We start from the raw sequence: 23,659 nt of genomic DNA on the forward strand, positions 1-23,659 counted from the left end.
GCCACTTTACGGGCATCCTTTCTATATTCAGTTTATTTTTCTTTCTTATAATTCTCCAATCCAGTCTGCAAGAACTCGATATATTTGGGAATATCTTCGTCGTAGGAGTAAGACTTATTGAGCGGTTTGCCTTCGTTGTCAATCAACACATAGAAGGGCTGCGCATTGGCACCAAACTTGACGCGCTGCAGATAACTCCACTTGTCGCCTACGGTACGTAGCGTACGTTCCGTGCCGTTCTCCACAACCTTCACGGGAGAAGGAAGCGGTGTCTTGTTGTCGACGTAAAGCGTGATAAGTACATAGTCGTTGTTGATAATGTCACTCACCTTCGGGTTTGTCCATACGGCAAGCTCCATCTTACGGCAGTTCACGCAGCCGTAGCCGGTGAAGTCGAGCATCACGGGCTTGCCATGCTGGCGGGCATACTCCATACCGAGGTCGTAATCGTCGAACCTGGCATGCACCTCATTATTGTAAAGGTTGAAATCCTGCGTCTGCATGGGCGGCGCAAAGGCACTGACCGCCTTCAACGGCGCTCCCCACAAACCGGGAACCATATACACCGCAAACGCCAGCGAGGCCAACGCCATGAAGAAACGGGGCACGCTGACCTTCGTATCGTCATCATCGTGCGGGAACTTGATTTTGCCCAGCAGGTAGAAGCCCAGCAGCACAAAAAGCACAATCCACAAGGCGAGGAACGTCTCACGGTCGAGGATGCGCCAGCCGTAAGCCAAATCGGCCACCGAAAGGAATTTCAGGGCAAAGGCCAGCTCCAGGAAGCCGAGCGTCACCTTGATGATGTTCATCCATCCACCGGACTTGGGCATGGACTTCAGCCAGGACGGGAACAGGGCAAACAGCGTGAAAGGCAATGCCAAAGCTATGGCAAAGCCCAGCATGCCGATGGCGGGAGCCACCACGCTGCCCGTCGTGGAAACCTGCACCAGCAGGAATCCGATAATGGGTCCCGTGCAGGAGAAAGATACCAGCGACAAGGTAAATGCCATCAGGAAGATGCTGAGCAAACCGCTTGTCGCCTCGGCCTTGCTGTCTACAGCCGTACTCCACTTGGAGGGCAACGTTATCTCGAACGCTCCGAAGAAGGAAGCCGCAAACACCACCAGCATCAGGCAGAAAAGGATATTGAATACTGCATTCGTAGAGAGTGCGTTCAGTGCGCTGGCTCCGAAAACAAGCGTGATTGCCAGTCCGAGCGTCACATAAATCACCACGATGGAAGCGCCATACGTCCACGCATCGCGGATGCCCTTCTTCTTGTCCTTGCTGCGTTTCAGGAAGAAGCTGACCGTCATCGGGATGATGGGCCATACACAGGGGGTGAAGAGCGCCAGCAGTCCGCCGGCAAATCCCGTAATGAAAATATAAACCCAGGACATGTCTTCCTGCGAAGTGGTTTCGCCCAAAGAATTCAGTTCACTGATGACTGGCTTCCATAGGTCCACCTTGTCCGCCACCTTGATTTCCGTCGGCCCGTCCGCACCGCCGATGGCAGCCACGGGAGCCGTGCCGGAGACAGTCTCCTGCTTTGCGGGCTGTTCTTCGGCTTTCGTTTCAGCGGCAGCGGCGGCAGCTTCTTTGGCAGCCCCTTCTGCCTTGCCGGAGAACTTGAAAGGAACTTGTGTGGGCGGCAGGCAGTTTTCATCGTTGCAAGCGCCATATTCCAGATAGCCTTCTATCTGATAAGCGCCACCCGTCAACTTCAGCTTCTGCACAAATTGCGCCGTATTCTCAAAATAGCGCACCTTCATTTCGAACAACTTATCGAAAGTAGAGATTTCCTTGCCTACGGGCTTCAGTTTACCCACCACTTCCGCTCCGGAGATTTTCTCCACATTGAAAGTCGCCGAGATAGGCCCTCCATCGCCCAAGTCGGTGGAATAGACATGCCAGCCCTTGTCAATAGCAGCCGTAAAAACGACCTCCGCTTCATCAGCAGCCACAGTCTTCAGTTCGGACTTGAACTTGACGGGATCTTGTATCTGTGCCCGCATCGCCACCGTGAAAAGCAACAGAAATAGAGGGAACAATAATTTCTTCATGTTCTCTGATTTAATTTTTAATTTTTAATTTTCAATTATCTCGTAGTCCACGCAGGCACGGCTCTCTTTCACCGCAGCGATAAGCTTGCCGGCAGCCACATGGTCGGGATGGGCAGCATAGTATTTCACGTCATCCAACGTATCGAACTCACTGTAAAGAGCGATGCTCCAAGCCTCGGCAGGATTGATGTTCAATCCGACTTCAATCTTGCGGATAACGGATATTTTAGCCGGAAGCGCTTCGATAGCTGCCTTGAAACTGTTCATCGCAGCCAACTTTTCGTCAGCCGGTGCCTCATCTTTTAACTTAAATAATACAATGTGCTTTACCATAACTTTGCCATTTAAATGATTTATCACTATATTTGTCAGCCTAAGCGGCTGTTTTAACAACTGCAAAAATACTGGTTTTGTTTCAAATATACACTTAAACGGATGTTAATAATAGGAATTGCAGGCGGAACCGGCTCGGGAAAGACCACCGTCGTACGTAAAATTATCGAAAGCCTACCGGCTGGTGAAGTGGTATTATTGCCACAAGACTCTTACTACAAGGACAGCAGCCATGTGCCCGTGGAAGAACGGCAGAACATCAACTTCGACCATCCCGACGCTTTCGAGTGGAGCCTTCTTTCCAGGCATGTCGCCATGCTGCGCGAAGGAAGAAGCATAGAACAGCCCACCTACTCATACCTGACGTGTACCCGGCAGCCCGAAACCATCCATATCGAGCCCCGGGAAGTCATCATCATAGAAGGTATCCTTGCCTTGTGCGACAAGAAACTGCGAAGCATGATGGACCTCAAGATATTTGTAGACGCTGACCCCGACGAACGCCTAATTCGTGTAATCCAGCGCGATGTAGTGGAACGCGGACGTACGGCCGAAGCCGTTATGGAACGCTATACACGTATACTGAAACCCATGCACCAGCAATTCATAGAGCCCTGCAAACGATACGCCGACCTCATTGTGCCGGAAGGCGGAAACAACCAGGTGGCCATTGATATATTGACCATGTACATCAAGAAGCACTTGGGGAGTTAATTTGTAATGGAGAATTGATAATGGAGGATTAAGAACGCACTAAACCCTATGAGATATGAACAGCCTGTTTTCTTTCGCCAGACATAAATCATCCATTATCAATTCTCCCGTCCCAATTATCTTGCTGTTGTTGTTGTGCTGCATCGCAGGATGCCGTGGAGGACATCCTGCCGAAAAAGAAGAAGCGGATGACCTGCAACAGATAAAGGACAGCGGAGAACTGGTCGTATTGACACTGTACAGCTCCACTTCCTACTTCATCTACCGTGGCCAGGACATGGGATTCCAGTATGAGCTGAGCGAACAGTTTGCCAAGAGCCTGGGAGTGAAGCTGAGAATAGAGGTAGCCCGGAATGTGCACGAACTCATAGAGAAGTTGCAGGCAGGCAAGGGAGACCTCATTGCCTACAACCTTCCCATCACCAAGGAATGGAAAGACAGCCTGCTTTATTGCGGCGAAGAGGTCATCACGCACCAAGTCGTCGTGCAACGTAACGGCGGACGCACCAAACCACTGAAAGACGTAACGGAACTCATCGGGAAAGATGTATATGTAAAGCCGGGAAAATATTATGAACGGCTGGTCAATCTGGACGAAGAGCTCGGAGGAGGTATCCACATCCATAAAGTGACCAACGACAGTATCAGTGCAGAAGACCTCATCACCCAAGTGGCACAAGGGAAAATCCCCTATACCGTAGCAGACAATGATGTGGCACAGCTTAATACGACCTATTACCCCAACCTGAATATCGGACTCTCCATCAGCTTTGACCAGCGTGCATCGTGGGCAGTCCGGAAAGACTGTCCGCAACTGGCAGCCGCCGCCAACAAATGGCACGAGGAGAATATGACTTCACCTGCCTATACGGCAAGTATGAAACGATATTTTGAAATCGGCAAGGCCATTCCCCACTCTCCTATCCTCTCCCTGCGCGAAGGAAAAATTTCCCATTACGATGATTTGTTCAAGAAATATGCTCCCAAGATAGACTGGGACTGGCGCCTGCTGGCGTCTCTGGCATATACTGAGTCCAACTTCGACTCCACCGCCGTATCCTGGGCCGGTGCCAGGGGGCTGATGCAACTGATGCCTGCCACAGCCAGGGCTATGGGGCTACCCGAAGGAAAGGAACAGAACCCTGAAGAGAGTATAAAGGCTGCCGTGAAATACATAGGCGCCACAGCCAAAAGTTTTTCCAAGATACCCCAGGAAGAACGCATCAACTTTGTGCTGGCATCTTATAATTCCGGTATCGGCCATGTGCTGGATGCCATGGCACTGGCCGAAAAATACGGCAAAAACAAATATGTCTGGCGTGATAATGTAGAAAACTTCATTCTGCTAAAAAGCAATGAGGAATACTTCACCGACCCCGTCTGCAAAAACGGCTATTTCCGTGGCATTGAAACTTATAACTTCGTAAGGGATATTACGTCACGCTTCGAGCAATACAAGAAGAAGATAAAAAAATAGGGATTAAGGATTAATCCCTAATCCTTATTTTCCTTCCTATTTAAAACAGATTCAGTTTGTTCTTTCTCGCTTCTTCCAGGGAAACGGTTGTCACTTGTTTCTCCCGGTTCTTTTCGCACAACTGCCGATACTTCTCATGCAGTTCTTCTTCCAGCTCCTCCTTTGTCTTAGGATTCATCAGCTTGGCTGCTACTGTAGCATTCTGTGAAGCGTCCTTCAGATGGATTACGGGAGCATGATAGACCGGAGCAATTTTCAGAGCTGTGTGAAGCGGTGAAGTCGTGGCACCACCTATCAGCAGAGGAACGTCCAGACCTGCCTTTTCCAGCTCAATGGCTACATGCACCATTTCATCCAGCGAAGGGGTTATCAAGCCACTCAATCCTATCATGTCTACCTTTTCCTCTATGGCATGCTGTACAATGGTTTCGGCAGGCACCATGACGCCAAGGTCCACTATATCGTACCCGTTGCAGGCCATTACTACCGAGACTATATTTTTGCCAATGTCGTGCACATCACCTTTCACCGTAGCCAGTAGTACCTTCCCGGCAGCAGTCGCACCTTCTTCTTTCTCCGACTCGATTACGGGCTGGAGGATGGCAACCGCCCTCTTCATGGTGCGCGCCGTCTTCACTACTTGCGGCAGGAACATCTTGCCTGCCCCAAACAAGTCGCCGACATGATTCATGCCTGCCATCAACGGACCTTCAATGATGGAAACAGCCTTGGGATACAGCTTCAGCGCTTCGGCAAGGTCTTCTTCCAGATAATCGCCGATACCCTTTGTCAAGGCGTACTTCAACCGTTCTTCCACAGGAGTCCCCTCTCTCCAGGCAAGTTGGGAATGGGCGGCAGCCTGCCGCTCTCCTCCAGAAGTTTTTGCCGCCTCTGCTTCCGCTTTCAAGCGTTCGGCAGTTTCTATCAGGCGCTCGGCAGCATCGGGACGACGGTTCAAGACCACATCCTCTATGCGCTCCAATATATCAGCGGGAATATCGGTGTAAAGAACGGAGGCAGCCGGATTGACGATACCCATATCCATGCCCTCGCGGATGGCATAGTAAAGGAATACGGCATGCATCGCCTCGCGGATGTAATTATTGCCGCGGAAAGAGAAGGAAAGGTTACTCACTCCTCCACTGACATGCGCACCGGGCAGATTCTTGCGTATCCATCCGGTGGCACGGATAAAGTCTACAGCATAATTGTTGTGCTCGTCCATACCGGTTGCCACGGCAAGTACATTCGGGTCGAAAATTATATCATGGGGATTGAAACCTATCTTGTCCACCAAAAGACGGTATGCCCGTTCGCAGACCTCAATCTTACGTTCGTACGTGTCTGCCTGCCCTTTTTCATCAAAAGCCATCACCACGGTCGCCGCACCATATTGCTTTATGGTACGCGCATGCTCCAGGAATTTATCTTCCCCCTCCTTCAAGGAGATGGAGTTGACGATGGACTTGCCTTGCAAGCATTTCAATCCGGCCACAATCACTTCCCACTTAGAGGAGTCTATCATGACGGGAACACGGGCAATCTCCGGTTCCGAAGCTATCAGATGGAGGAAAGTCGTCATCTCCACTTGAGCATCCAGCAGCCCGTCGTCCATATTTATATCGATGACCTGCGCACCGTCTTCCACCTGCTGGCGGGCAATGCTGAGCGCCTCGTCATATTTCTTTTCATTAATCAGACGCAAGAATTTGCGCGAACCCGCAACATTACAGCGTTCACCCACATTCACGAAGTTATTTTCCGGCTTCACTTCCAGAAGTTCAAGCCCGGAGAGCCAAAGATTTTCCGGTCTGGGAACCGGCTGATGGGGCGTTGCACCGGCAATCAGCGAGGAGTACTCGGCAATGTAGGCATCTGTCGTTCCGCAACAACCACCGATAATATTCACCAATCCCTCATGGATATACTCTTTTACTTCATGTGCCATATCGGCAGGAGTCTGGTCGTATGTGCCCAAACTGTTGGGCAGTCCGGCGTTGGGATAAGCACTGATATAATAAGGTGCACGGGCAGCAAGCTGCTCCAGGAAAGGTTTCAGCTGGCGGGCGCCAAAGGAGCAGTTCAGCCCAACTGAAAAAATATCGGCATGTTGCACGGAGGCGAGAAAAGCATCCAAAGTTTGTCCCGACAGCGTACGCCCTCCAATATCAGAAACAGTCACAGAGAGCATCAAGGGTACATGAACTCCTACAGTTTCCATCGCCTGCCCGGCGGCAAAAATAGCAGCCTTGGCATTCAGCGTATCAAAAATGGTTTCTATCAGCAAAGCATCCACACCACCTTCGAGCAATGCTTCCATCTGCTCACGGTAGGCATCGGCCAGTTCATCGTAGCTCAAGGCACGAAAGGCCGGATTGTTCACATCGGGACTCATAGAGCAGGTCTTGTTCGTCGGTCCTACGGAGCCTGCCACAAAACGGGGTTTGTCGGGAGTAAGAGAAGTAAACTCATCTGCCACTTTGCGTGCCAGGCGCACTGCGGCAAGATTCATCTCACGCACATAGTCCTGCACATGATAATCGGCCATACTGACGCGGGTGGAACTGAATGTATTTGTTTCGATAATATCTGCACCTGCCGCCAGATACTTGCGGTGAATGTCTTGTATCACATCGGGGCGTGTCAGACAAAGCAGGTCATTGTTACCTTTCATCTGTCCGGGAATCTGCGAGAAGCGTTCACCCCGAAAATCTTCCTCTGTCAAGTTGTATTGCTGTATCATGGTGCCCATTGCACCATCCAGAATAAGGATGCGCTCACGCACCAAACTACCAAGTTTACTCATATTATCTTTTAAACATACGCGCCATATCGCGTTTGTCATCTTTTTCCTTCAGTGATTCGCGCTTATCATATTGCTTCTTACCTTTGGCAAGTGCCACCACAAGTTTGGCCAGCCCTTTTTCATTGATAAACAAGCGCACGGGAACAATGGTGAAACCCGGATCTTTCGTGCCGCGCATCAGTTTTTCAAGTTCCTTCTTATTCAACAAAAGCTTGCGCTCCCTGCGTGCATTGTGATTGTTGTACGAACCATAGAAGTATTCGGCCACATGCATGTTCTTCACCCACAATTCGCCGTTGGCAAAGTAACAGAACGTATCGACTAAGCTTGCTTTCCCCAACCGGATGGACTTGATTTCTGTGCCCGTAAGCACAATGCCGGCCGTATAGGTGTCCGTCAGTTCGTAATCAAACGTAGCACGCTTATTCTTTATATTTACAGGAGCTTGTTTCATGACATTTATCAGTTTAGCACTACCGTCAGCTTATTGAATATCCATTCAATGGCCACCGGACAAGCTATTAACAAAATAGAAGAAAGAATGGTGAAACGCAAACGGTCTTTTTCCGCTATCTGCATCACCTTTTTGCTTCCTTCCCACACAACATACACGATATAGAATTGGAGCAACAGAGCCATAATGCCGAAATCAGGCAATATGCCGATAACAATCCTCAGCATGAACACCACTACCAGTGCATAACCTGCAAACTGTTGCGCCAAAGGAATATCACTGTCCAGCATAAACATGCGGACACGCAACCCATTGATGAGATAGGCTGCCAAAAAATATCCTCCAAACAAGGATACAGCCACCGCACAGCATTGTGTCATGGCATATTGAAAGCTTTGCGGCCCGTCCCATCCCATCTTCATCAAAGAGCCGATGAAAACGGACAACCCGCATAAACCAATCATGGGATAGACAAAAGTAGTAAATACTTTTCGTCTATCCTCTAAACTAATTTCCTCCCAGGCACGAGCCGGAGAGGAAATCAGTAGTATTGCTATATGAAATAAATCTTTGTAATTCAAATCTTAGTCAGTCGTTGTTTCTACAATAGACTTACGCTCTACTACAACTGTCTTGGTTTCTGCTTTTTCCAAATCCAAGCCATTAGGATTTACAACATACTCCACCACTATTGAAGATGGATATTCAGAACTTCCCACAGCCATTGCATATCGGGTGAAGACATCACGCAAATCATATGCATAATAAAAAATGGAAGGAATGTCCGAATTTTGCAAAGAAGTAGATGAAGTGGCTTTATCATCTGCGTTATAATGACGAAGATACAACTTCAAAGTCTTATTCGTACTATTGTTTTCTGACGGGTAATAAACTAAGGTAAATTTATGTACGCCTGCTTTATAGAGATAATAATTTATTGGCAATACCAAAGTTGTTTTATCATAAAAGAACCAAGGTTTGAATAATTCTTTATTATAACTAACTTTCTCAGAATTATCAATATCTATAATCGGAGCCTTATTGACAGAATCATTAGATGCTCCACGTTCAGTAATTAAAACCTTATCATCCAAACTAACGGCATATGTCAAAGAAACCGACTTATATTCTTTTTTGTTTATCGGGTCCGGATTCAAAGTTTCATCATAAGTTCCTATTACATAAGCAATATTAGTGTTTGAATATTTAAATCCCATATTACTCTCTGCCTGTGTCAAAGATGCTGGCGTCGGACTAATTGTTGTTGCACCATCAAGCATTGTAAATGTAGTACCAAACACACCACCGCCGACCTTTACAAAGCCTCCTACGGTAGGAGCATAATCATTATCTGAATTCAGACACGAAGTAAACGAAATGCCCATCAACAATGTCAAGGCAACCATCAAGAATTTTAATTGTTTCATCTTTCCTATAAATATTAGAGTTTGCAAATTTAGACAAAAGAATTGAGTAATATAGTACTCTCCTCGTTTTTTCATTGTTTTTAAGATTAAATGAAAGATTAATCTAAATACTGCATGTCACAGTGATATTTAACATTTATATCAGTTAATCCACACTACACAATCTTGGCAAACAGCTCCAAATGCTCATCCACATAGCCGGCAACCAAAGCTGTATATTCCTCCTCCTTTTCCAAAAATTCATCTTCCAGTTCATCGAAAGCCTCATATTGCTCGTACATTGCCATAAACTCCTCGTCTGTGCGTTCACGTTCCAAGTCGCCACGATGGCTATCGTATATTTTCTTGGCAGCATAAACCAACTTACTCAAATCGCCCACTCCCCACAAACGCATCACTTTGGCAAACGGATTGTCGAAAATATAACCGCCATAACCATTTTGAATCAGTTGGCAGAAGCCCCCTTCCATCACTTCATCACGGAATATCTGATAGGCCAACAATGAATGCTGTTCACCGGTAAGCAAAGACATCGTCCCGGCAGTCATTTCTCCGCCTATTTCTTTCTTATAAGCACCGGTGAATACGCCGACGAATGCATCCATCCCTTCGCCGGCAGCCTGGCGCAATGCCACATCTGTAACTTCTATCATAGTTTGTATTTTATTTAATGTGCCACAAAGGTAAGACTTTGCAGCCATAGTCAAACACGGACTCCCCTTTATTTTCTTCGCCTTGCCAACCAGTTGGCAGGATTTTGCCTTACCATTGGCAAGACTTTGCCACCGCGTTGGCAAAACTTTGCCATAGGCATGGCAAAAGTTTGCCAAGACGCAAGCAAGGGGTTGGCAAAATTACTTCCTGATTGACAAGCACATACCTTATTGATTCACAAACCCTATCAGAGACGAGAAAAAACAGTCAACTGCAAACTCCACTTTACATTCCGCAGAAATTCAGCTTCTTATTACTTCTTTTTTTAAAAAAAGTCAAATTGAACAGTTGGCAGAAACGGGGAAAACAACTAACTTTGCACCCGACTAATAAAAGTGGACTACGTTTTTTTTAATTATATCACTTAAAAAAAGAGCTAATTATGACTTATTCACACGAAGTGGAACACATGTGTGTTGTGAAGAAAGGTCCTAATCACGGACCGGCTCCTATTCCCGAAGAAGGTAAATGGGTAAAAGCTAAAGAAATTGTTGACATCTCTGGTCTGACACACGGTATTGGCTGGTGTGCTCCTCAGCAAGGTGCATGTAAATTAACCCTCAATGTAAAGGAAGGCGTTATCCAGGAAGCTTTGGTTGAGACTATCGGTTGCTCCGGTATGACTCATTCTGCTGCTATGGCATCAGAAATCCTCCCGGGAAAGACTATCCTCGAAGCATTGAATACTGACCTCGTTTGCGATGCTATCAACACAGCTATGCGCGAACTCTTCCTGCAAATTGTTTACGGTCGTACTCAGTCTGCTTTCTCTGAAGGCGGTTTGATTATCGGTGCCGGTCTGGAAGACTTGGGTAAAGGTCTGCGCAGCCAGGTAGGTACACTGTACGGTACTTTGGCTAAAGGTCCCCGTTACCTGGAAATGGCTGAAGGTTACATCAAGAATGTATTCCTGGACAAGGACGACCAAATTTGCGGATACGAGTTTGTTCACCTGGGCAAGTTCATGGATGAAATCAAGAAGGGAACTGACGCAAACGAAGCTTTGAAGAAAGTTACCGGTACTTACGGACGCGTAACAGCAGAACAAGGAGCAGTTAAACACATTGACCCACGTCACGAATAATATAAGGAGGAAAAGAATATGATTAGAGAAGTGAAATTTGAAAGTCAAGACCGTCGTATCAAGCAGATTCTTGCTGCATTGAACGCAAACGGTATCAAAGACATCGAAGAGGCTAACGCTATCTGCGAAGCTCATGGACTTGATCCTTATATGACGTGTGAAGAAACTCAGCCTATCTGTTTTGAAAATGCAAAATGGGCCTACGTTGTAGGTTGCGCCATCGCTATCAAGAAGGGCTGCAAGAACGCTGCTGAAGCTGCCGAAGCTATCGGTATCGGCCTGCAGGCATTCTGTATCCCGGGTTCTGTAGCCGACGACCGTAAGGTTGGTATCGGTCATGGTAACCTGGCTGCCATGTTGCTGCGCGAGGAGACTAAGTGCTTCGCTTTCCTGGCAGGTCACGAGTCATTCGCTGCTGCCGAAGGTGCTATCAAAATTGCCGCTAAAGCAGACAAAGTACGTAAAGAGCCTCTGCGTTGCATCCTGAACGGTCTCGGCAAGGACGCTGCACAGATTATCTCCCGTATCAACGGCTTTACATACGTTCAGACTCAATTCGACTACTACACAGGTGAACTGAAAGTAGTTCGTGAAATTGCATACAGCGACGGTCCTCGTGCCAAAGTAAAATGCTATGGTGCAGACGATGTTCGCGAAGGTGTGGCTATTATGTGGAAAGAGGGTGTGGATGTATCCATCACTGGTAACTCTACGAACCCGACCCGCTTCCAGCACCCGGTTGCCGGTACTTATAAGAAAGAACGCGTATTGGCTGGTAAGCCGTACTTCTCAGTAGCATCCGGTGGTGGTACTGGTCGTACTCTGCACCCGGACAACATGGCTGCCGGACCGGCTTCTTACGGTATGACGGACACCATGGGTCGTATGCACTCAGACGCTCAGTTCGCTGGTTCTTCATCAGTTCCTGCTCACGTGGAAATGATGGGATTCCTGGGTATCGGTAACAACCCGATGGTAGGATGTACAGTGGCTTGTGCGGTTGACGTGGCTCAAGCTTTGAGCAAGTAAGTAGCAAGTAAATAATTACATAGAAAAAGAGGATAGCCTTCATTGGCTATCCTCTTTTTCTATCTACCCACAATCGCCACCTTTATCACCCCCTCCAGCCTATTCTCAAAAATACGGTAGGCTTCGTCAATTTCCTCCAACGAGAAACGATGTGTGATAAGCGGTGTGGTATCTATCTGTCCCGCCGCTATCAGGCGCAGTATCTCGGCACAATCGCACCCATCCACACCACCGGTCTTGAAGACAAGATTCTTGCCATACATCTCCGGCAAGGGCAATAACTGAGGCTGGTCATAAAGCGCCACAATGGTGACAATGGCATTGGGACGGGCACACTCCCATGCCAAGCGGAAAGTATCTTCCGTGCCGGCAACTTCAAGTACGACATCTGCCCCACCATGGTCGCTATGCTTCCTCACAAAGTCTTTGCAGTTTTCCGGCCCAATGACCAGCACCTCCGGATAATGCTCGCGGACAAAACGGATTCTTTCGGCCGACTGCTCGCAGACAATAATGCGACGGGGCTTCTTCAGCATGGAACAAAGTAGGGTACAAATACCCGTCGGCCCGGCACCGATGATGAGTACAGTGTCTTCCTCGGTTATTTCGGAGATACGGGCAGCCCAGAAGCCGGTGGCCAACACATCGCCTACCAAGAGCGCCTGCTCGTCGCTTACCGTATCGGGAATACGGTTCAGTCCCTGGTCGGCATAAGGCACACGTACATATTCCGCCTGGCCGCCATCGATACGGCACCCCAAAGCCCAACCGCCATTAGTGTCGGTACAGTTGTTCACATATCCGTGACGACAAAAGAAACATTTACCACAAAAAGTCTCCACATTCACAGTCACACGGTCGCCGGGCTTTACCGACTCAACTTCGGCACCCACCTGCTCTACGATGCCCACCATTTCGTGTCCTACCGTAATTCCGGGTACGGCGCGCGGTACACTTCCATGCTTTATATGCAAGTCACTGGTGCATATGCTACCCAGTGTCACCCGCACAATAGCATCACGTGCATCTTCCAATACCGGTATCGGTTTCTCAAGCAATCCGAACTTTCCGTGTTCAATATAAGTATATGCCAACATAATATATGCTTTTTTGAGTTATCACTTCTAAACGCGAAGTTGCCAGAAAGCAACAGCCGCTGCGGCCGCCACGTTCAGCGAATCTACACCGTGCGCCATGGGGATACGAACCACATAGTCGGCTCCCGCAATCGCTTCGTGCGAAAGACCATCTCCCTCAGTACCCATCACAATAGCCAACCGGGGCTCGGTCTTCAAAACGGGATTGTCTATGGAAATGGAATTGTCCGTAAGCGCCATGGCCGCCGTGCGGAAACCCAACTCACCGAGCGTATCCAGAGGACCGTCCATCCACGTCCACGGCACAAGAAAAACCGTTCCCATTGAAACCCGGACCGCACGACGGTTCAGAGGATCGCAGGAATTACGCGTCAACAGCACAGCATCCATGCCAAGAGCTGCCGCCGAACGGAAGATGGCCCCAATATTGGTGGTATCCACCACCCCGTCGATAACCACAATACGCCGGGCTCCCCGGCAGACGTCCTCCATACTCTTCGGAACCGGACGGCGCATGGCACAAAGAACACCACGCGTCAAAACGTAGCCGGTCAGCTCGGCAAGCAATTCCCTACCGCTTGTGTAGACGGGTATATCGCCACAACGCTCAATGATTTCAGCAGCATCCCCATAGATGTGCTTGTGCTCACACAAAAAGGCCAAAGGCTCGTAGCCGGCATCCAGAGCCACCTTGATAACCTTAGGACTCTCAGCTATAAACAGCCCTTTGTCCGGCTCAAGGCGATTGCGTAACTGGGCTTCGGTAAGGGTACTGAATATCTCCACACCGGGATGGGTTAAAGATGATATTTCGATAACAGGCATCGGATGATTTACTATTTGACGATTACTATTTACAATTCATGGCAGAAAGCCCTATAACCCCTTTATTGTCCTCATCAGTTGTTCTCCCAGTCCGATGGTATATCCTTGCGATACAAAGACCACCCGATTGAAAGTATCGGCTATGATGAATATCGGCAGGCTCTCTTTGTGCTTCAACTTCATGCTTTCTGCAATCTGCGCAGCGATACCGTCCGTATCTATACCATAAATAATGGTAGAGGGCAAATCGGGGAATGACTCGCGGGCGAACTTGCCGGCTTTGGCCTCATCAAGGAACAGCAACACCATCTTACGCCCCCACTTCTCCAAATCAGCCTTGAATGAAGCGATGTCGCGCAACGCATGATTGGTTGGCTCTTGGTTGACACCCAGAATGCCTACGACAAAGTAACCGCGCCCACAAGCCTGCAGCAGACTCTGCCGGGCTGCGGAGCCGGCGTCCGGCAGCGGAGTGAAGAGAGACTCCGAATTAAAGTTCCCGATAACCTGCACCTCATCCTCGCTCTCGCGCATCACCAATTCAATTTCCGTTGTCTTCTCCGGCAGAATATTGAAAAAGGTGGTTTTAGAAAGTACCGCACCGCTGGCAAGGCGTGTACCGGTCACCAAAACATAATCTCCGGCCTCCAGAGCTGTTCCTTCCTTCAGCAGATTGCTCCATGTAGTACCGCCGCCCATATCTGCATCGCCTTCGTCATAGGAAAGCAATTGCAAACTGCCCTGCGGGGTCTGTTTGGAAAGAGTGAAATGAGAATAGTATTTCGGGTTATCCAACGAACGGATAGGCTTATAGGAAGCCACCAACTTTCCCTTCGAAGCAATTCCTTCTGCCATAAAGACCGGCTCTTCCGAATGATGGTTCAAGTCCACATCCATCGCACCATCATCCCCTATCAACTGTACTTTGCCGGTCACTCCGTTGATACGGGCAGGGATTGCCATGCTGCGTGCCATGGAGACGAAGAAAATGTCACGGCTATGGGCATCAGCCACACGGGCCTTCCAGACCCCTTCCGGAGAAATGGGAGCCCCTCCCAAATTACAGTCATTGTCTACCCGGATATTTTGGGCCACCCATGCCACCAGTTTCATCGGTTCTGCCTTGTATGCCTCAGCATCTTCCTTTGAGACGGCTTTCTTGAAAAATCCTTTATAGGGGGTCAGTATCTCGTTGCTTACGCGTGGATTGCGCACATATCTGCGGAAATGGTCGGCATTCTTGCACATACGGGATTGCATGTGGTCCATCAGAACTTCCAGTGTAACGTCGCGGAGGTCTTTTGCCGAAATCCGTTGGAGCAGGTCCAGACCTCCTCTTTTGGACTTTTCAGAGCGCAACCGTGCCATGAAGTCGGCAATGACCCGATGGTTTCCTCTGGAAGCGACCAGTATCCGTGAAACGGCATCTTCGTCGAGCTTGTACTGCCGGGCAAAATAACGCGCCGTCTCATCCGTCATGAACATAGACACATAAGCGTTGCGGATGGAATCTTCATGGACCATGCGGCGGTCATTCGCCGCACGCTGTTCGGGCGTAACCGCCGGCAACTCCGCATTTTCGGGGGGCGGCACAAGTTCAAAATCTACCGCATGGCCGTCGCCGGCAGTCTTATCCATCTTCACAACCAGTTCATGGTCCTTACCGAAAGACAGTTTGGCATAGCCGAATTTTCCGTCTTTGGAAGCCCATACCAGCATGTCACCCTTACCGGCCGTCAAAAAAGCCTTTCCCTCTGCATCAGTCTGCTTCCGGGCTACAGTATAGAACTCCGCATAATTATAGAGCTTGAACTCCACACAAGCATCAGACACCGGATTTCCATGTCCGTCCATGACCGTAACTGTGGCCTTAGCCGTCGGTGCATAGTTACCGATTACATTGATTTCCGTATAAGTAGGAGTGACAGACATCACTTCCTCCGCTCCTTCATAACGTCCGAAGACCTTGGTATGCATCAGCATACCGCGACTGGCCGGAGCATTGAACCAACCAAGGTTGAGTACCGGTTCGGGTTCGCAGGCTCCAAGAAAATACCATTTCCCGTCTGCCCATGCTTCTACCCACGCATGATTGTCGTCGGTATGCGCCCACCGGGGTGTGTAGACCTGACGGGCAGGGATACCCACCGAACGCAAGGCGGCAACCAGCAAGGTAGATTCCTCGCCACAACGCCCGTATGCCGTGCGTACCGTTGCCAAAGGCGAACTGGTACGGGCATCGGAGGGAGTATAGATAGCCTTCTCGTGGCACCAGTGGTTCACCTCCAGAATGGCATCATAGAGGGACAGAGACTTGACACGATTCTTCAGTTCTTCGTAAAACACTACCCGTGCACTGTCCAGATGCTCATTGTTGACCCGCACCGGAAGTACAAAATGACGAAACAAATCCTCAGGAATAACTTTTCCCCAAGGCATCTCATCGGCAGCCTTTTGGGAGGCGCGCACGTTCATCAGATGAAATTCTCCGGAATAATCGGCAATGTCTGCCAAAGGCATATAGGCATAAAGGAACTCCAAAGCTTCGCGTTCGTACGACGTCAAGTCCGTATCGAATATGGCAAACAAATCGCCCTGCGGCAACCTTTCTTTTTTTTGATTGAAGTCTTGCTCCACACGTTGGCGGTAAGAAGTGTCTGTAATGAAAGAACGTTTGCCGCAAGAGGCAAGCAAACATACCAGTCCGAGAAATCCCAGAAGTCGTGCAACTCGTTTCATAACGCAATTATTAAGGTTGAGCCACAAAAATAGTGTAAATCGTCCGCAAAAGAAAATTAATTCCCGTTTTACTTACATAATCACTCTACTTCAGATGTATCACCAAAGTCGTGTCTCCGGAAAAAGTGAAGCTGCATTTGTCATAAGACGGCGGACCCATAACGCCTTGAGCATCATTGCTGAACCCGTACTTCTCTGTAGGAATGCCGAAAACGGCAGTATCCAGTTTCCCGTTTCCGTTCTCGTCTTGAAACAACGAAATGGCATACGTACCCGTAGGTAACCCCTGGCAAGGAATGGAGAGCGACGTATCTTTCACATCTATCCGGAAGGCGGTCAAGGGTTTCTTCATGAATGTTTCTTCCGAATTGTAGATGGCGACATAGAGATGCCCCTCCACCTTTTCAATGTCACACACTTCAATAGTCAGGTTCTGGGCAAAGAGCAGCTGGGCGGCACTTTGCATTACAAATACTAAAAAAATAATCATTGCTTTCATCTTTGTTTATTTAAAAAGGGTTATTGTCTAAAAATTGGATACATCGTAGGCGGCCTTCTTGCCTAAAGTCACATATACTCCTACATAGAAAAAATGGTCGCTGGAAGCCAGGACAGCCTTGTTATCCACCTTACCGAACTCATTCTTCCGGCAAAGGATATTGCTGGCGGAAGCATGGATAATTACCTTCTTGCTTGCCAGGAAGGTCACACCCAAATCCAGACTGTTATAAGGCTTCACTTCATCGTTCATCAGACCCAGCAGCATGGGGTTATGATAAGGACGTCCGCTACTGAAACGGTCGGTCACGCTGACAATGGAACGCAGGCGAGGCAAGGAATACTTCACCACCCAGGCTGCATTATGCCGTGTAGCATACTGAGGAGTAGTCAGTTCCAGATACTCCCGATATTTACGTTTGGCTATATTATAGGTATAGGATAACTGGTATTCCAGATTCTTGAAGGACGCTCTATCACGGAAGAACAAGTCTATGCCTTTGCTGTGTCCATAACCGTTGGAGGTCAAGAATACAGCTTTCGTATCGGCATCCGTTTCCTCCAATGCCAGACGGTCATAATCCTTATAATAAAGTTCAGCTTTACAGAAACGCCCTTCATAGTCGTACTGAACGCCTAAATTGTACTGCATACATACTTCCGACATCAACTGCGGCCGACGCACCAGACAGTTGTTCTCGGGCAACTGTGTGTATCGCCCTACAATCCCCGACAGCATCATGTTTCCCCAATAATAGTTCGCCGCCAGCCGGGGAGAGAAATTCATCTTACGGTTCGGAGAAGTGTATTCCGTGCGAAAAGAAAACTCCATCTTCAATTGTTCCATCGGATAATAAGCCATCGAAAAGAAACCCGCACCAATGGTAGGCGACATGCGATTGCTGTCATCCGTCCCGCACAACAGATAATGATTCCTGTAATTGCGGATATAGCTCTCTATCCCCATATCCAGGCGGAATACCGATGACAGCCGTTTGGAAACTTTAGCCTTCAGATGCGTCTCTTGCTGATGTTCCAGCCAGTTATCACCCGAAACAACTGCTCCTCCCATTCTCCGGTTATAGTAAGAATAGGCCGCCCCTGCAAACCAACTCCACTCTCTGGAAGTATGCCTGCGAAAGGTTGCATTTACATAGATATTGTCTTCACCCAGCCCGAACAATCTGCGGTTATCCCCTTCGTAAGTGGAAAAGTCCGTCCGGTCGTATTGTGCGTAAACCTTCCATACCACTCTTTCATCAAGAGTATAACGGAACTGGACAGCTCCGGAAAACATCCGGTAAGGCTTCTCGAAATCCCTCCTGCCCGAATAAACCTTGTCATACAAACCCAGGTTCTGATAATTCAAGTCAACAGACAAGGATCCTCTGTCAAAAGTCTTTGTGCCCCCTCCACCAACACCGACAACGGAAGCGTTCACTCCGACTTTATCGACCTTGCTGTAATCTTTTGTTTCCAATGGCAAGACTGCCGAAAGCGCTTCTCCATATTCTTGTGAAGCGCCTCCCGAAGCAAGGTTTACCCCACTGAACATAAATGTAGAGTAACGGCTGCGAGCAGGGGTATTTATTCCGTTCGAAGTATAGGGATTCAGTACATGCATTCCATCAATAAAAGTCTGCGTCTCGTAACTGCCTCCACCACGTACCAGCAATTCACCGGTTTCACCCTGCACTTGCGTACCGGGCAAAGTCTGCAATGCCTTGTATAAATCACCGTTCGCACCGCCCACCGTAACCAGTTCCACCGGATGCATATCGCTCCAACGGCTGTTGGCAGCAGGAGTTCTGGCTCCTTTTACCACTACTTCTTCCAAAGCGACACTGTCTATATTAAAATTCAGACGTACTGTATCGGTCACTGATTTCTGCACTACGGAAGGCTGTGTATAAAGTAATACGCCCAATATCCCAAAGACTGTTTCCCGTTTCATATCTTTACATTCGTTGTGTTTCCTGCCGCAAACATAAAGGAAGGGTATAAGACAAAAAAATATCCGGGACAGACAGCCCGGATATGTGACAACCAACAAACTCTTTGTGACGAACAACGTATTTCTGTGACGAGTGACTAACTCTTTGTCCGGTTTTCAATCAATGCTTTCACCTCTTTGGCGTATGCGCGTGAAACCGGAACCTCTTCTTCGCAACCCTCCAGATTCAGCTTATATCCCTGAGAGTTTCCATCTACTTTCACCACCATCCGGATGTTTACAAGAAAGGCCCTATGGCAACGGATAATAAAAGGGCAAGCAGAGACAGCTTCCTCTGCCTGCTTCATGGTGGCACGCAACAATCTCCATGTAATTTTCTTTTCTTTATCCGAATCTGAACGGTAACCTACTTTTACGTAATTCCCCTTTGCCTCTGCATAAAGGAAATCTCCGGCCTTTACTTCCAGCATTTCTTTGGTGCCACCGGCAAACACCAACGCTTCTTCCGAGGAAAACACCTTGTCTTCCAAGCTCGCTATCCCAACTTCCGGGGATATTCTCCTTGAAAGGTGACCGTTCATCTCCATAGCTTCTTTCAGATTGCGGGTCAGTTGCAAATTGCGGTTCCACATCAGAAAAAATATGGTAGGAAAAGGTGCCAGCACCATTACCCAAGACAAAGCCAGAAAGAACAACCGCTTGTCCAACCACATTCCCATCAACCATGATTGATAGGCCCAAATCCCCACTGCTATCAGCAACAACATCAGCAGCAAATTCAACACATGCTTACCCAATGTCCAGTTCTGCTCCTTGTAATAAGCAGGAAATAATGCCGGAAGCAAATAGGTGAAAACTCCCGAAGCACCTGCCGCAATCAATGCAGAACCGGCAACCACCCCAAACACACTTCCCTTTATCCGGGAAATACCGAACGGCTGAAGTATATATAATATCAGAAAAATAATGGCCGAAAGTATCACTACTGCCTTCCAGCGTTGATAAAACGTAGGATAAGGACTCCGCCAAAGTTCCACCAATTTCCCCATAAGTATATAGTCTCTCTTGTTTACATGGTAATATATGCAAAGATAATACATTTACTCAACACATGCTCATACAGATACTATATTATCAATCTGTTTTATCACACGACAAGGATTTCCCACTGCCACACAATTCGCAGGAATAGAACGGGTAACCACACTCCCCGCCCCGATAACGCTGTTCCTCCCGATGGTGACACCAGGCAAAATGACAACCCCTCCACCAATCCATACTCCATCCTCTATTCGTACAGGTAAGGCATACGTACGGCAGATTTCTTGTCCTTCCGGACAGTCCTGCACCATACGTTCATCTACTTTGGTAGAATGGGTTGCCGTATATATCTGTACATTAGAGGCTATCAGGACGTTGCTACCTATGTCAATACGATTGTTGTCCACAAAGGTACAATTCATGTTGACAATTACCTTGTCGCCCATAAAAATATGCTTGCCACATTCACAATGGAAGTCAATATCCACATGCACATTCTTGCCTACATGTCCCAACATCTCACACAACAACTCCCTCCTGCGCTTGCTATCGGCATAATCTGTGGCATTGAACTGTGCCAGGAGACGTTTTGTACGCAAAATCATCTCTACTATTTTCGGGTCCCTGCTTCCTATAAAAGGTTCGCCAGCCATGCACTTTTCATATTCTGTTTTCATACGCATCCTTTTTTTGCGGACAAAAATACAAAACTCTAATGTATAGGAATTTATCCTATGTTAAAAAATACCCCTTTGCCCTGATACGACTCAATGATTGTTGTGTAATGCCAAGGAAAGAAGCGATATGTCCCAAAGTCACTCTATGAAAAAGGGCCGGACACTCACTCATTAATTTTTCATAACGCTCATACGCAGACAAGTTGAGGCGAGATATATGAATATCTTGTAAGCGAAGAAAATTTTCCTGTTGTAACACCCTCATCCAATTTGCAATATCTATATCTGACTTATACAACTCATTAAGCGTTTCAATGGAAATAGAATAGACCAGTGTTTCTTCCAATGTTTCCACGTATTCAAAGCCTGCTTTGTTCCTATATAAATCCCACGAGCCACAAGCTACATCACCTTCCATAGAGAACCATGTCGTTATTTCTTTTCCATCGTGCAAGGTGTACGAGCGTGTCATTCCCTTCTCTATGAAGTGGACTTGCCTATCAAATTGTCCTGCACGGATAATAAGTGTTTTGACAGGAAACACTTGCTTTTCAAAACCATGTGCCAATGTCGCCAATGCTTCATCTGAAACCGGATAATAAACTCTTATTGTTCTGACAATATTCTCCATACTAAAATATCCCTTTTTACAAAGGTATAAAACAAGGAAGAGTTTGCGAAACTTGCGTAACATATTTGTCATATATAGATTGCAAAATCTAGTATTTCTAAAGAAAATAAAGGATGAATGGCTATTTTTTATGTTATAAAACACATTTCTCGCAAACATTTCGTATCTTTGCAACGTTATAAGATAAAAGAAAAGATGTAAAAACCCGCTTTCCGAAACGCGGAGAGCACAAAAAGATGAGAATTATGAAAAAGAATGCAAATGAAATTTTTATGTTACAGTACCAAATCAAACGCTATCAGGCAATGGGTAATGGAACAATGTGTCAAACACTGAACGGTAAACTACAAAAGCTGCTTGCAAAGCAGTCACTCGTAACCATGTAAAAAAACACCTTTAAATACAATGAATAAAGGGCAGGGAACTTTTCAGTTCTCTGCCCTTTTTCTTTTTTATCCATCTATACTAATGGTTAGCACCAACAACAAACTCACTTTGCATCCTTATCTCCCTACCGTCAACCGAAATTCCTTGTAGGGTAATTATATATATTCCGTTCATATCCGAAGTATAAAAGTTGAGTGTACCCATAGCGGAAGTTATCTCCGGATTCCAATAAAGTGTATGCCGAAAATCCGGTAAGCGAGAACCGGCTTGTTTCTCTGAATTGTATGATGGAGCAACAAATGCGATTCTCTTTTGTGGAAACTCATAAGAAAACATCTGTGAATTCTTATCCAAACGTATATCAGGCAATGTTCCCCGATGGGTTATAAACGAAACAATTCCATCATACAACTCCCCGCCAAAAGTATATTTGCCAGTATAACGATGTATATAGTGTATCAAACGGGCATCATAGTTCAGAATGGTTTCATGGTCATCAAACGGAATCCCGTCTAACAACACCAGTGTTTTCATATTACTGAATCTCCTTATATCCGGTTGCAGTATCCGGATGACATCTTTACCTTCCAGCTGACTGATACGTATTCCCTTGACAAATTCCACAAAAACATCCCTCACAGTCCTGAAACGAACATACTCATCCAGATTATAAGTGGAAGCGGGAACAAAATCATAAAGTTGTTGCAATATACTCTTGCTATACGAAGAATCTACCGGCAAAAGAGAATGTAATTGCGCGCTGAAACCACGCTCTATCAAGTCTTCTTTCCGAAATGACACACAGACTTTAGGAAGTTTTTCCGCCAACACCCCGACAAAAGGAGAAATAAGCTCCAATCGGCAGGGACTTTCCTCCTCCGGTAATGCAGTTAATACAATCTCCTGCATATCCGTTATTCCGGTCGTATAAAAAGCATAAATAGCGTCAGCCTTAGGCTGTCCGCCAAAGACACGAATATCCTTGCCCACACATGCCAGACGTGCATTTACATTGTCAGCAGGCGCTCCCATCAGCCTGCCGGTTACAATATGCCCTTCACACTCTGCAGCAAATGACCGTTCCGGAACACTTGTATAGTTCTTCTGCCCGTCGGCTGATATTGGAAACCCCTTTAGCACATAGTCTTTTCGTACTACGGACAAAGTAAGCTCCTTGACATCAGCAGGCAGATTGGGTAATGTCAAGGCTACTTTACTCCGGTTCCCATAGACCGATTTATCTGTCCATAAGTCCGCTCCGGAAAGCTGATTGCCGGAAGCTTGTGAAACGGTAATGGAATCCGTAAAAAGTTCCACATTATCCTCCTCTGTTGTCTGAACAGTATTAAGCAAGGCTATATACTTCTTTGGGAAACAAGCCATAGGATAGTTCCTCATATAACGCGTATATGCCGTCAGTTGGTAAGCTCCGGTATGCATGACTTGCGGAAGTCTGATACGTCCCCATCCATTCCCGTTCTGCAAGTCGATTTTACCTTGTGCGTATACCAGCTTCGTGTCACTTATCTCTACATAAGCTACTTTGCTTAATACGCTTCCACGAGACAAGGAATCCGTCACACAAACTTTTATCCACAAATCTTCTCCAGCCACATAGCAGTCCTTGTCTGTATAAATACGCATATTCTCAACAATTTGAGCGTGTAATCCCAATACAAGAACCCAACCTATAATACAAAATATCA

21 protein-coding genes are annotated in these 23,659 nt (G+C 47.3%); 5 read left to right on the top strand and 16 right to left on the bottom strand.

All coding sequences use genetic code 11. From position 1 onward, the window contains the following. Positions 1-32 precede the first annotated feature (32 nt). Positions 33-2,066 carry a protein-disulfide reductase DsbD family protein gene (locus DXD65_RS12275; protein ID WP_117887682.1) on the bottom strand — a complete coding sequence of 678 codons (2,034 nt, stop codon included), beginning with the start codon at positions 2,064-2,066 and terminating at the stop codon, positions 33-35. 24 nt (positions 2,067-2,090) lie between these two features. Then, positions 2,091-2,399 carry a Dabb family protein gene (locus DXD65_RS12280; RefSeq protein ID WP_117703231.1) on the bottom strand — a complete coding sequence of 103 codons (309 nt, stop codon included), beginning with the start codon at positions 2,397-2,399 and terminating at the stop codon, positions 2,091-2,093. 102 nt (positions 2,400-2,501) lie between these two features. On the opposite strand from DXD65_RS12280, the gene udk reads away from it, so the two are divergent. Together udk and DXD65_RS12290 are read left to right on the top strand one after the other, a co-directional pair. Further along, positions 2,502-3,113 carry a uridine kinase gene (udk, locus tag DXD65_RS12285; RefSeq protein ID WP_005831829.1) on the top strand — a complete coding sequence of 204 codons (612 nt, stop codon included), beginning with the start codon at positions 2,502-2,504 and terminating at the stop codon, positions 3,111-3,113. A gap of 55 nt (positions 3,114-3,168) precedes the next feature. Further along, entirely contained in the window at positions 3,169-4,590 is a 1,422-nt protein-coding gene (locus DXD65_RS12290) for a transglycosylase SLT domain-containing protein (protein WP_199670737.1), read from the top strand. Between the two features lie 40 nt (positions 4,591-4,630). Here the strand turns inward: DXD65_RS12290 and metH are convergent, their stop codons facing one another. The 5 genes from metH to DXD65_RS12315 form a co-directional block, all read right to left on the bottom strand. After that, positions 4,631-7,396, bottom strand: a complete 2,766-nt coding sequence (gene metH / locus DXD65_RS12295; RefSeq protein WP_117887683.1) for a methionine synthase — start codon at positions 7,394-7,396, stop codon at positions 4,631-4,633. A gap of 1 nt (position 7,397) precedes the next feature. Continuing rightward, complete coding sequence (gene smpB / locus DXD65_RS12300) at positions 7,398-7,850, bottom strand: SsrA-binding protein (RefSeq protein WP_005831836.1); 453 nt, start codon at positions 7,848-7,850, stop codon at positions 7,398-7,400. An 8-nt stretch (positions 7,851-7,858) separates the two neighbouring features. Then, positions 7,859-8,431: a Yip1 family protein gene (locus DXD65_RS12305; protein ID WP_008665379.1), complete on the bottom strand. Its 573-nt coding sequence runs from the start codon at positions 8,429-8,431 to the stop codon at positions 7,859-7,861. A gap of 3 nt (positions 8,432-8,434) precedes the next feature. Further along, the gene (locus DXD65_RS12310) at positions 8,435-9,352 is read right to left on the bottom strand and encodes a hypothetical protein (RefSeq protein WP_233556136.1); all 918 of its coding nucleotides are present in this window, start codon (positions 9,350-9,352) and stop codon (positions 8,435-8,437) included. An 80-nt stretch (positions 9,353-9,432) separates the two neighbouring features. Beyond that, positions 9,433-9,930: a DMP19 family protein gene (locus DXD65_RS12315; protein WP_117887684.1), complete on the bottom strand. Its 498-nt coding sequence runs from the start codon at positions 9,928-9,930 to the stop codon at positions 9,433-9,435. Between the two features lie 443 nt (positions 9,931-10,373). Between DXD65_RS12315 and DXD65_RS12320 the strand changes: the two genes are divergently transcribed. After that, positions 10,374-11,075, top strand: a complete 702-nt coding sequence (locus DXD65_RS12320; protein ID WP_005832778.1) for an iron-sulfur cluster assembly scaffold protein — start codon at positions 10,374-10,376, stop codon at positions 11,073-11,075. An 18-nt stretch (positions 11,076-11,093) separates the two neighbouring features. Further along, positions 11,094-12,104, top strand: a complete 1,011-nt coding sequence (locus DXD65_RS12325; RefSeq protein WP_117887685.1) for a GGGtGRT protein — start codon at positions 11,094-11,096, stop codon at positions 12,102-12,104. 59 nt (positions 12,105-12,163) lie between these two features. Here DXD65_RS12325 and DXD65_RS12330 read toward each other — a convergent pair whose 3' ends face one another. The 8 genes from DXD65_RS12330 to DXD65_RS12365 all read right to left on the bottom strand — a co-directional run bounded on the left by DXD65_RS12330 (position 12,164) and on the right by DXD65_RS12365 (position 21,566). After that, positions 12,164-13,201: an alcohol dehydrogenase gene (locus DXD65_RS12330; protein ID WP_005832802.1), complete on the bottom strand. Its 1,038-nt coding sequence runs from the start codon at positions 13,199-13,201 to the stop codon at positions 12,164-12,166. A gap of 27 nt (positions 13,202-13,228) precedes the next feature. Further along, on the bottom strand, positions 13,229-14,026 hold the full coding sequence (locus tag DXD65_RS12335) for a TrmH family RNA methyltransferase (RefSeq protein WP_008665308.1): 798 nt from the start codon (positions 14,024-14,026) through the stop codon (positions 13,229-13,231). Positions 14,027-14,077: 51 nt separating this feature from the next. After that, positions 14,078-16,765 carry a transglutaminase domain-containing protein gene (locus tag DXD65_RS12340; protein WP_117887686.1) on the bottom strand — a complete coding sequence of 896 codons (2,688 nt, stop codon included), beginning with the start codon at positions 16,763-16,765 and terminating at the stop codon, positions 14,078-14,080. Between the two features lie 85 nt (positions 16,766-16,850). Next, positions 16,851-17,264: a DUF2141 domain-containing protein gene (locus DXD65_RS12345; RefSeq protein ID WP_005832808.1), complete on the bottom strand. Its 414-nt coding sequence runs from the start codon at positions 17,262-17,264 to the stop codon at positions 16,851-16,853. A 27-nt stretch (positions 17,265-17,291) separates the two neighbouring features. Next, the gene (locus DXD65_RS12350; protein ID WP_117887687.1) at positions 17,292-19,217 is read right to left on the bottom strand and encodes a TonB-dependent receptor plug domain-containing protein; all 1,926 of its coding nucleotides are present in this window, start codon (positions 19,215-19,217) and stop codon (positions 17,292-17,294) included. 137 nt (positions 19,218-19,354) lie between these two features. Beyond that, entirely contained in the window at positions 19,355-20,266 is a 912-nt protein-coding gene (locus DXD65_RS12355) for a LytTR family DNA-binding domain-containing protein (RefSeq protein ID WP_117887688.1), read from the bottom strand. Between the two features lie 66 nt (positions 20,267-20,332). After that, positions 20,333-20,935 (bottom strand): sugar O-acetyltransferase, encoded by a 603-nt coding sequence (locus tag DXD65_RS12360; protein WP_016272870.1) that lies wholly within the window; start codon positions 20,933-20,935, stop codon positions 20,333-20,335. Positions 20,936-20,990: 55 nt separating this feature from the next. Then, complete coding sequence (locus DXD65_RS12365; RefSeq protein ID WP_005832816.1) at positions 20,991-21,566, bottom strand: Crp/Fnr family transcriptional regulator; 576 nt, start codon at positions 21,564-21,566, stop codon at positions 20,991-20,993. A gap of 245 nt (positions 21,567-21,811) precedes the next feature. On the opposite strand from DXD65_RS12365, the gene DXD65_RS21140 reads away from it, so the two are divergent. Then, a complete protein-coding gene (locus tag DXD65_RS21140) occupies positions 21,812-21,952 on the top strand; it encodes a hypothetical protein (protein ID WP_005832819.1) in 141 nt (46 codons plus the stop codon). Positions 21,953-22,031: 79 nt separating this feature from the next. Here the strand turns inward: DXD65_RS21140 and DXD65_RS12370 are convergent, their stop codons facing one another. Then, the gene (locus DXD65_RS12370) at positions 22,032-23,597 is read right to left on the bottom strand and encodes a hypothetical protein (RefSeq protein WP_227212788.1); all 1,566 of its coding nucleotides are present in this window, start codon (positions 23,595-23,597) and stop codon (positions 22,032-22,034) included. Positions 23,598-23,659 lie beyond the last annotated feature (62 nt).

The sequence above is a fragment of the Bacteroides sp. 4_1_36 genome (assembly GCF_003466325.1).
GTDB classification, from domain to species: domain Bacteria; phylum Bacteroidota; class Bacteroidia; order Bacteroidales; family Bacteroidaceae; genus Bacteroides; species Bacteroides uniformis.

Bases quoted from the DNA above. Each gene is read 5' to 3' on its own strand.
- DXD65_RS12340 (WP_117887686.1), bottom strand. From the start codon at position 16,765: ATGAAACGAGTTGCACGACTTCTGGGATTTCTCGGACTGGTATGTTTG.
- udk (WP_005831829.1), top strand. From the start codon at position 2,502: ATGTTAATAATAGGAATTGCAGGCGGAACCGGCTCGGGAAAGACCACC.
- DXD65_RS12275 (WP_117887682.1), bottom strand. From the start codon at position 2,066: ATGAAGAAATTATTGTTCCCTCTATTTCTGTTGCTTTTCACGGTGGCG.
- DXD65_RS12365 (WP_005832816.1), bottom strand. From the start codon at position 21,566: ATGGAGAATATTGTCAGAACAATAAGAGTTTATTATCCGGTTTCAGAT.
- DXD65_RS12370 (WP_227212788.1), bottom strand. From the start codon at position 23,597: ATGCGTATTTATACAGACAAGGACTGCTATGTGGCTGGAGAAGATTTG.
- DXD65_RS12360 (WP_016272870.1), bottom strand. From the start codon at position 20,935: ATGAAAACAGAATATGAAAAGTGCATGGCTGGCGAACCTTTTATAGGA.
- DXD65_RS12330 (WP_005832802.1), bottom strand. From the start codon at position 13,201: ATGTTGGCATATACTTATATTGAACACGGAAAGTTCGGATTGCTTGAG.
- DXD65_RS12290 (WP_199670737.1), top strand. From the start codon at position 3,169: ATGAACAGCCTGTTTTCTTTCGCCAGACATAAATCATCCATTATCAAT.
- DXD65_RS12320 (WP_005832778.1), top strand. From the start codon at position 10,374: ATGACTTATTCACACGAAGTGGAACACATGTGTGTTGTGAAGAAAGGT.
- DXD65_RS21140 (WP_005832819.1), top strand. From the start codon at position 21,812: ATGAAAAAGAATGCAAATGAAATTTTTATGTTACAGTACCAAATCAAA.
- DXD65_RS12315 (WP_117887684.1), bottom strand. From the start codon at position 9,930: ATGATAGAAGTTACAGATGTGGCATTGCGCCAGGCTGCCGGCGAAGGG.
- DXD65_RS12280 (WP_117703231.1), bottom strand. From the start codon at position 2,399: ATGGTAAAGCACATTGTATTATTTAAGTTAAAAGATGAGGCACCGGCT.
- smpB (WP_005831836.1), bottom strand. From the start codon at position 7,850: ATGAAACAAGCTCCTGTAAATATAAAGAATAAGCGTGCTACGTTTGAT.
- metH (WP_117887683.1), bottom strand. From the start codon at position 7,396: ATGAGTAAACTTGGTAGTTTGGTGCGTGAGCGCATCCTTATTCTGGAT.
- DXD65_RS12325 (WP_117887685.1), top strand. From the start codon at position 11,094: ATGATTAGAGAAGTGAAATTTGAAAGTCAAGACCGTCGTATCAAGCAG.
- DXD65_RS12310 (WP_233556136.1), bottom strand. From the start codon at position 9,352: ATGAAAAAACGAGGAGAGTACTATATTACTCAATTCTTTTGTCTAAAT.
- DXD65_RS12355 (WP_117887688.1), bottom strand. From the start codon at position 20,266: ATGGGGAAATTGGTGGAACTTTGGCGGAGTCCTTATCCTACGTTTTAT.
- DXD65_RS12350 (WP_117887687.1), bottom strand. From the start codon at position 19,217: ATGAAACGGGAAACAGTCTTTGGGATATTGGGCGTATTACTTTATACA.
- DXD65_RS12335 (WP_008665308.1), bottom strand. From the start codon at position 14,026: ATGCCTGTTATCGAAATATCATCTTTAACCCATCCCGGTGTGGAGATA.
- DXD65_RS12345 (WP_005832808.1), bottom strand. From the start codon at position 17,264: ATGAAAGCAATGATTATTTTTTTAGTATTTGTAATGCAAAGTGCCGCC.